A 6,652-nucleotide genomic window follows, 5' to 3' on the forward strand; every position below is an offset into this window, starting at 1 on the left:
TTGAGCGGGCCCCGGGCAGAACCTGGGCGCCACGCGACGCTGAATGCGGTTTCGGGGCGCAACATACTGATTTTGTCTGGGGTTGCCAGTCTTTTGCGGACCTGCAGGGCCCCCCTCTGATGCCCGCCCAGCCCGTGATCTCGCCCTGGTGGTCGGCCAGCCGGCACGCCGACAGACGGCCGTTTCTGGCGGCCCGGGGCGTGGTGACGCGTGCGTTGCGGGCCTGGTTCGATGAGCAGGGCTTTACGGAGGTCGAGACCGGGATTCTGCAGGTATCGCCGGGCAACGAGACCCATCTGCATGCGCCCGCCACCGAGCTGACGGGTGCGGACGGCAGCCGGGCCAGGCGGTACTTGCGGACCTCGCCGGAATTCGCCTGCAAGAAGCTCTTGGCCGCCGGCGAAAGCCGCATTTTTGAATTGGCGCGCGTATTCCGCGACCGCGAACGGGGCGACCTGCATCTGCCGGAATTCACCATGCTGGAATGGTACCGGGCCAATGCCGACTACGACGTGATCATGGCCGACACGATCGCAGTGATCCGTGGTGCCGCCCAGGCGACCGGAATCGGGGAGTTTTCCTTCCGCGGCCGCCGCGCCGATCCCTTTGCCGAGCCGGAATTGCTGACGGTGGCCGCTGCCTTCGCCCGTTATGCCGGGATCGATCTGCTCGCGACGGTCACCAAGGGCGAGGGCGACCGGGCGGCGCTGGCGGAAGCGGCCAAAGGCAAGGTCCGGATCGCCGCCGACGACACCTGGTCCGACCTGTTCAGCAAGATCCTGGTCGAGCATATCGAACCGCATCTGGGGCAGGGGCGTTTGACCGTCCTGTGCGAATATCCGGCTCCGGAAGCGGCCCTGGCGCGCGTGAAGCAAACCGACCCACGAGTGGCGGAACGTTTCGAGGTCTATGCCTGCGGCGTCGAACTCGCCAATGGTTTTGGCGAACTGACCGACGCCGCCGAGCAGCGCCGGCGCTTTGACGAATCGATGGACGAGAAACTGCGCCGCTATGGCGAGCGCTATCCGATCGACGAGGATTTTCTTGCCGCGGTCGGCGCCATGCCGCCGGCCAGCGGCGTCGCGCTCGGCTTCGACCGGCTGGTGATGCTGGCGGCCGGTGCCGTCAGGATCGATCAGGTGGTGTGGACGCCGCCTGCAGGTGAGCCATGAACCGCATCTTACGGCCGAACACGTTGCGGACAGCCGCAGACCTGGTTGCGCGTGGCCTGGCCGCGCCGGCGGATCAGTCCGTCCTGGAACAGGTCGGTGAGCGCTATGCGATCGCGGTGACGTCTCATCTGGCCGAGCTGATCGAGCCGGGCGATGCCGCCGATCCGATTGCCCGCCAGTTCGTTCCGACGGCGGACGAGCTCGTTGCGGCTCCGGGCGAGCGCGCCGATCCGATCGGCGACGAGACGCATGCGCCGGTTCCGGGCGTCGTGCATCGCTATCCCGACCGCGTGCTGCTGAAGCTGGTCCATGTCTGTGCGGTCTATTGCCGCTTCTGCTTCCGGCGCGAGATGGTCGGGCCGGGCAAGGAGAGCGGATTGTCGGAAGCCGCATATCGGACCGCGCTCGATTACATTCGTGCGCATCGCGAGATCTGGGAGGTCATCCTCACCGGCGGCGATCCCCTGATGCTCTCGCCGCGCCGGCTCAAGGAGATCGTGTCCGATCTGGCCGGGATCGACCACGTCAAGATCATCCGCATCCATACCCGCCTGCCGGTTGCCGAGCCCGCGCGGATCAGCCCTGCGCTGGTCGAAGCCCTGAAGCCTGCAGGGGCCACGGTCTGGGTCGCGCTGCATGCCAATCATCCGCGGGAGCTGAGCCAAGATGTCCGCGCCGCCTGCGCGCGGCTGGTCGACGCCGGCATTCCCATGGTCAGCCAGTCCGTGCTGCTGCGCGGCGTCAATGATGATCCCGAAACTCTCGAAGCCTTGATGCGGGCCTTCGTTGAATGCCGCATCAAGCCCTATTACCTCCACCACGGCGACCTCGCGCCCGGTACCGGGCATTTGCGCACGACGCTGGCGCGGGGCCAGCAATTGATGCGGGCGTTGCGTGGTCGGGTCTCGGGATTGTGCCAGCCGGATTATGTGCTCGACATCCCCGGCGGACACGGCAAGGCGCCGGTCGGCCCGCAATATCTGGCAACAGATGATTCTGTTGAGCGGGATCAGAAAGCGGCTGCGGATACGCGCTATCGTGTGATTGACTATTGTGGCGAGGTGCATCTCTATCCGCCCCAGACGGGCGACTGATTTGGCTGAGGAGGAGCAACATGAACAGATTTGCGATTGCGATGGGGCTCCTGATTGCGGTGACGGTCGGGCCGGCCCTTGCACAGAGCGGAGCTGGCCGAACGGGCGTCAGCGGCTCAGGCCGGGATACCGGAAGTAGTGCAAGCCCCAGCATCGAAGCGCCGGTCGGCCACCGGCAGCCGCGTGCCAGCGACTTTTCGAACGAGAAGAGCCTGAGCGATCCGAGCACGCCGGAGAACAAGGAAGACGCGGCGCTCGATCGCAAGATCAAGAGCATCTGCCGCGGCTGTTAGGTTAAGTGCTTGAGCGGGGCGCGTGTCGAGCACGCGCCCCCTTGGTTCTGCCTGCGCGGGTTCAAGCCGAGACGGGGCGTTCGCGCAGAGCACCATCACCGGCGGTGCGCCGCGCCGTGACCGCGTCCGCCAACCCGTCGAGCACATCGACCGTGGTGCTCCAATCGATGCAACCATCCGTGATGCTCTGGCCATGGACCAGCGGCACGCCGGGTTTCACGTCCTGGCGCCCGGCCACCAGGTTGCTCTCGATCATCACGCCCATGATGCGCTGCTCGCCATCAGACAGCTGCCGTGCGATGTCGGCCGCGACCAGCGGCTGGTGCTCCGGCTTCTTGCCGGAATTGGCGTGGCTGGTGTCGATCATCAGCCGCGGGGAAAGGCCGGCGCGGACCAGCTCGCTGGCGGCCTGATCGACGCTGGCTGCGTCGTAGTTCGGACGGTTGCCGCCGCGCAGGATGATGTGGCAATCATCGTTGCCGGTCGTGGCGGCGATCGCCGAACGTCCGCCCTTGGTCACGGCCATGAAATGGTGGGGATGGGCCGCGGATTTCACCGCGTCACTGGCGATGCGGATGTTGCCGTCGGTGCCGTTCTTGAAGCCGACCGGGCAGGACAGGCCGGAGGCCAGCTCGCGGTGGATCTGGCTTTCGGTGGTGCGCGCGCCGATCGCGGCCCAGGAGACGAGATCGGCGATATATTGCGGCGTGGTCAGATCGAGGAATTCGGTCGCCGCCGGGAGGCCGAGATTGTTCACCGCCGAGAGCAGGTTGCGCGCCAGCCGCAGGCCCTTGTTGATGTCGAAGCTGTTGTCGAGATCGGGATCGTTGATCAGCCCCTTCCAACCCACCGTGGTGCGTGGCTTCTCGAAATAGACCCGCATCACGATCTCAAGCTGGTCAGAAAGCCGCTCGCGCAAGGACGTGAGGCGTTCGGCATATTCGATCGCGGCGATCGGGTCGTGGATCGAGCAGGGGCCGACGATGACCAGCAGCCGATCGTCGCTGCCGTTCAGGATTGCGCGGATCGCGTTGCGCGCGGCCATCACCACGCGCGTTGCGGTGAGCGTGCGCGGAATCTCGCCCATTACCTCATCGGGTGGACTCAACTCCTTGATTTCCTTGATGCGAAGATCGTCTGTGGTACTCAGCACGGCGGGCTCCTTGCGTGATTTTCGCGACCCGCCGGCAACAAAAAAGCCGCCAGGTCTGGCGGCTGTTCGGATGTCTTGCTGCAATGTGTCAGATTGAGCGCGATCCTCCCGCCGCCAGCGAGCTGTCGTAGCTAAAGTACCAAAAATAGCTGGTGGCGACGGTGATCATGGCCGGCTGTATAGCGTCGGCCGCACGGTTTGTCATCCCCCTAAATCGCGCGGCCCTGACTCAGGCTGCTCTCACTGAGCGGCTCGGTTGGACGCTCACTTGGAGCCGCCTCAGGCGCTGCGTGCCGCAATCGCCATGGCGATCAGCGAAATGCCGCCGAACAGCAAGTTGATGCCGACCAAGAGGCCGATCGCCCACAGCGCCGAGCCCGGCAGGCCGGTGATGATGATGCCGGCGATGACAATGTCGACCACGCCCGCGGCCAACATCCAGCCCCAGCGCTCGGACATCTCGCGCCGGTGCTCGAGCGCATACATGATGCTGGCGACGCCCTCGGCCAGGAAGTAGGCGCCGATGACGATTGTGAGCGTCAGCGTGCCCTGGACTGGCGCTGCCAACAGGATAATGCCGGCGACAATCGCCAGCACGGCCGAGATCAGCGACCACCAGAAGCCGGGCATGGCACGCGCCCAGAAGGTCAGCGCGAGCCCGGCGACGCCGGAGATCAGGAACATCCAGCTGAGGAAGATCGTCACAGCCAAGCTTGCCAGCGGCGGCAGGATCATCGCCGCGAGGCCCAGGATGACGAGCAGAATGCCCTCGATCAGAAACGCGACCCAATGCGCGCGGACGGCGGCGCCAACCTCCGATCTGAGCCGATCGGCTTCGCTGCCTTGGGGAAGGGTCATGTTCATACTCCCGACGGTTGTAGCGCCAAACGAACGCTAGCCTGCAGGCATCGTTTCTAACCTGGTGACACGGGCTGGGCTTGATCCGACGCAAGTCGCCCTGACGTCAGCCCGTCGTCCGTATCCGATTGCGTCCCAGAATGTAGATCGCGGTCGTGACAATCAATAGGGCGATCCCGAGCAGGATCGCAGTCAGCCCGAGCGGAACCAGCACCATCGCCACGTTGTGGTCGGGATTGAGCAGCCAATGGTGGACCGAGGTCAGGACAAAGGCGAGGCCGATGAAGCCGGCGGCGCCTCCGATCAGGAGCAGCGCCCACATCCGCCTGAGCTGGCTCAGCCGTGCGCGGGCCACCTCGGTGCGCGGGCTGTGGTGGTGAGCCACCCGCCGGACCAGTCGCGCCGCAAGCCCGATCGAGGAAAAGCCGATCAGCAGGCTCACAGCCCCGAGGCCGATGCGGAGCGTGGGATCGAGATCCGGATTCCGCTGCAGCATCAGCAGGGGAAAGTCGAAGGCTGAGTGCAATGCGACGGGAGCGATCAGCACCAAGGCCCAACTGGACATCCGCGCAAAATCGCGATGACGCCGGTGCGCGCCGAGCGCCGTTCCGGCGCGCGCGATCGCGAGATAGGCACCTGCGATGATCCCGAGCGCGCCGTGAAACGGCACCGTCAGCACGCTCCGTAGCGCGGCCAGCGAGCGCCACATATCGGCGTGCTGCACCAGATAGGCCAGGTTCTCATAGGCGGCGAAGCCGAGGCCGACTGCGGCGCCATAAACCACCGTGTCCATGGCATTGCCGAAGTGGCGGCGGCGCGAGGAAATGGCGGCGATGACGAGAACCTTGACCACCTCCTCGGGCAAGGCGACGCCCGCGACCGAATGCACGACCTGGGCAACCCAGGGATTGTCGATGATGACGCTGATCGGACGAAACGGCGCGCGGATGATGCCGAGCAGGAGCACGCTGGCGGCTCCGAACGTGAACGCGGTCCAGATCCTCAGCGGCGGACCGGGGTGGTCGCCGGCCGCTACCACGAGCCAGAGGATCAGCAGCGCAGGGGCGATGGCTGCCGTTCCAATGACGGTCGGGAGGGCTTCAAGCAGATTCATCTGCGATGGCAGATAGGCCATATGATCCGATCATCCAGTACCGGGGCGGAACGTAACAGCTGACGTGGCGGATCTGACGCCGCAAAATGATACGAACGTCAGAACCGGGACACTAGAGCAGGTTCCACCTACGATCTGGATTTGACATCGGCTTCTGGCCACAGGGCAAGGCGTCGCACCGCAAATTTGCGGCCATCATGTGCCAGTCCCGTTCAGATGCGCGATCTGCGCGTGCCACCTTTCGCGCCCCCTTCGTGCCCCCCTTGGCGTCAGGCGTGGATTGTCTTTAGCAGTCGCGGCAGATCCGGGTGGTGCGCGAGGTGACGCCGTCACTGTCGCGCGCCGCGTCCGAGTCGCGTCGGCTTGTGGCTGGCGGAGTCCAGGCGTCCGGTCGTGCCGCCGATGGTGCTTCGGCAGTTGCCGGCTTCTCCACACAGCTCAGTCGCGGGGTGGGGTCGGCGACGCGCCGACATTCCAGCCCTTCGGCAAAGGCAGCCTGGCTGAAAACGCAGGCGACAATCAGAACAGGTAGAAATTTCATGAACGCCCTCGTGATTTCGGGCACGGCGCCCGGTGATGCGAAAGCCCTGGCAATGTCTCAATCGACAGGGATCGCGTCAATATCGCGCCAAAAGCGTGCATCAATTTGGCCATTCCATCGACCATTGAAAAAAACTTTGCACACCCACGTGCCGGCTGATCAGTTGCGAACGTCTCGTATTTGGCGGGCCGTTACGACGGAATGCTGATCTGGATCAACGACGTGGCACGCGAACCGGGCTTCGATGCAGCATTGCGGGCTTACCGCAGCGGCGCTCTCCCCGGCACTCGATGCCGCGCGGAGCCGCCAGCCAGGCGCCAGGGGGACGGATCACACCATGGATTACAATAGCTATTTCGACCGCGCCCTCGACCAGCTGCACCAGGAGCGCCGCTACCGGGTGTTTGCCGATCTGGAGCGCCTCGCC

7 protein-coding genes are annotated in these 6,652 nt (G+C 65.1%); 3 read left to right on the forward strand and 4 right to left on the reverse strand.

Annotated elements, in window-relative coordinates; translation table 11 throughout:
• The first annotated feature begins 119 nt into the window (after window positions 1-119).
• The 3 genes from epmA to BRAS3843_RS04215 are packed head-to-tail and all read left to right on the forward strand — an operon-like array spanning window position 120 to window position 2,559.
• Entirely contained in the window at window positions 120-1,172 is a 1,053-nt protein-coding gene (gene epmA, locus BRAS3843_RS04205; protein ID WP_008967486.1) for an EF-P lysine aminoacylase EpmA, read from the forward strand.
• The gene (locus BRAS3843_RS04210; protein WP_008967487.1) at window positions 1,169-2,266 is read left to right on the forward strand and encodes a lysine-2,3-aminomutase-like protein; all 1,098 of its coding nucleotides are present in this window, start codon (window positions 1,169-1,171) and stop codon (window positions 2,264-2,266) included. The genes epmA and BRAS3843_RS04210 overlap by 4 nt, the downstream gene beginning before the upstream one ends.
• A gap of 20 nt (window positions 2,267-2,286) precedes the next feature.
• Window positions 2,287-2,559 (forward strand): hypothetical protein, encoded by a 273-nt coding sequence (locus BRAS3843_RS04215; protein WP_008967488.1) that lies wholly within the window; start codon window positions 2,287-2,289, stop codon window positions 2,557-2,559.
• Window positions 2,560-2,620: 61 nt separating this feature from the next.
• Here the strand turns inward: BRAS3843_RS04215 and BRAS3843_RS04220 are convergent, their stop codons facing one another.
• The 4 genes from BRAS3843_RS04220 to BRAS3843_RS39340 form a co-directional block, all read right to left on the reverse strand.
• Entirely contained in the window at window positions 2,621-3,712 is a 1,092-nt protein-coding gene (locus BRAS3843_RS04220) for a 3-deoxy-7-phosphoheptulonate synthase (protein ID WP_008967489.1), read from the reverse strand.
• Window positions 3,713-3,991: 279 nt separating this feature from the next.
• The gene (locus BRAS3843_RS04225) at window positions 3,992-4,570 is read right to left on the reverse strand and encodes an HdeD family acid-resistance protein (RefSeq protein WP_008967490.1); all 579 of its coding nucleotides are present in this window, start codon (window positions 4,568-4,570) and stop codon (window positions 3,992-3,994) included.
• A gap of 106 nt (window positions 4,571-4,676) precedes the next feature.
• Window positions 4,677-5,684 carry a PrsW family glutamic-type intramembrane protease gene (locus BRAS3843_RS04230; protein WP_035980799.1) on the reverse strand — a complete coding sequence of 336 codons (1,008 nt, stop codon included), beginning with the start codon at window positions 5,682-5,684 and terminating at the stop codon, window positions 4,677-4,679.
• A gap of 286 nt (window positions 5,685-5,970) precedes the next feature.
• A complete protein-coding gene (locus BRAS3843_RS39340) occupies window positions 5,971-6,225 on the reverse strand; it encodes a hypothetical protein (RefSeq protein WP_008967492.1) in 255 nt (84 codons plus the stop codon).
• Window positions 6,226-6,652 lie beyond the last annotated feature (427 nt).

It is taken from the genome of Bradyrhizobium sp. STM 3843, assembly GCF_000239815.1.
Lineage (GTDB): Bacteria > Pseudomonadota > Alphaproteobacteria > Rhizobiales > Xanthobacteraceae > Bradyrhizobium.